A 1,269-nucleotide genomic window follows, 5' to 3' on the forward strand; every position below is an offset into this window, starting at 1 on the left:
GGCATCGTGGGCATGCCCACCCAGCCGCGCTCCGGGGCCGACGTGGGGGCCCGCGCCGCCGAGCTCGCCGCCGCCTTCCGTGCCGAGGACCTGCCTGCTGCACGCGTCCGGGCGGCCCGTGCCGGGGCACTTCGAGCCGGGCCCGACGGCGGATCCGCTGCACCGGTATCCGCGGGTGCTGCAGCCGCACGAGATCAGCCCGCTCGCCCGGCGGTTCCTGCTGGACGCACGGCTGCGGGTGGTCCTGGAGGGGCTGTTCGGGGAGGAGGTGCTGGCCGCGCAGAGCATGTTCTACTTCAAGCCGCCGGGCGCCCGGGGGCAGGCCCTGCACCAGGACAACTTCTATCTGCGGGTGGAGCCGGGGACCTGCGTCGCCGCCTGGGTCGCCTGCGAGGCGATCGACCGGGAGAACGGCGGGCTGGAAGTGGTGCCGGGGACGCACCGGATGGACCTGTTCTGCCCTGAGGAGTCGGACGCGGGGCTGTCGTTCGCGCGGGAGTACGTGGCACCGCCGGAGGGGCTCGCGGCGGTGCCCGTCGACATGGCGCCGGGGGACGTCCTGTTCTTCAACGGGAGCCTGGTGCACGGCTCACAGCCGAACCGCTCCAGCGAGCGGTTCCGGCGGTCGTTCATCGGGCACTACGTGGGACGGTCGGCTGAGCGGATCGGGGGGTACTACCGGACGTTGACCATGAGCGGCGAGCGGGTTTCCCTGCTGGAGAGCGAGGGGGCGGGCCCCTGTGGTACGTCCCGGTTGTGACGCGGGGGCGGCCCTTCAGTGGCCGGCGATCGGGTGGGGTCCGTAGGGTCGCTCCAGTTCCGCCAGTTCCTTGTCGCTGAGGCGGAGTTCGACCGCCGCCACCGCGTCCTCGATGTGGTTCGGCTTCGACGCGCCGATGATCGGGGCCGTCACCGTGTCCTGGTGCAGGAGCCAGGACAGGGCCACCTGGGCGCGGGAGACGCCGCGGTCGTCGGCGATGCGGGTGACCGCCTCGACGATCGCGCGGTCGCCCTCCTGGTAGAGGGTGCTGCCGAAGTTGTCGGTGGAGCTGCGCCCGGTGACCGTGCCCCAGTCCCGGGTGAGGCGGCCGCGGGCCAGCGGACTCCACGGCAGCACGCCCACGCCCTGGTCGGCGCAGAGCGGCAGCATCTCCCGCTCCTCCTCGCGGTAGAGGAGGTTGTAGTGGTCCTGCATGGAGACGAACTTGGTCCAGCCGTTCCGCTCGGCCGTGTACTGGGCCTTGGAGAACTCCCAGGCGTACATCGAAC

General features: G+C 72.2%; 2 protein-coding genes. One reads left to right on the forward strand and one right to left on the reverse strand.

The genetic code is table 11. From position 1 onward, the window contains the following. The first annotated feature begins 79 nt into the window (after positions 1-79). The gene (locus tag ABZ646_RS46860) at positions 80-760 is read left to right on the forward strand and encodes a phytanoyl-CoA dioxygenase family protein (RefSeq protein WP_360533968.1); all 681 of its coding nucleotides are present in this window, start codon (positions 80-82) and stop codon (positions 758-760) included. A 15-nt stretch (positions 761-775) separates the two neighbouring features. On the opposite strand, the gene ABZ646_RS46865 is transcribed toward ABZ646_RS46860, so the two are convergent. Next, the coding region (locus tag ABZ646_RS46865) for an aldo/keto reductase (RefSeq protein ID WP_360533971.1) at positions 776-1,269 on the reverse strand (494 nt) is incomplete at its 5' end.

It is taken from the genome of Streptomyces sp. NPDC007162, from assembly GCF_040634175.1.
Classification (GTDB): Bacteria; Actinomycetota; Actinomycetes; order Streptomycetales; family Streptomycetaceae; genus Streptomyces.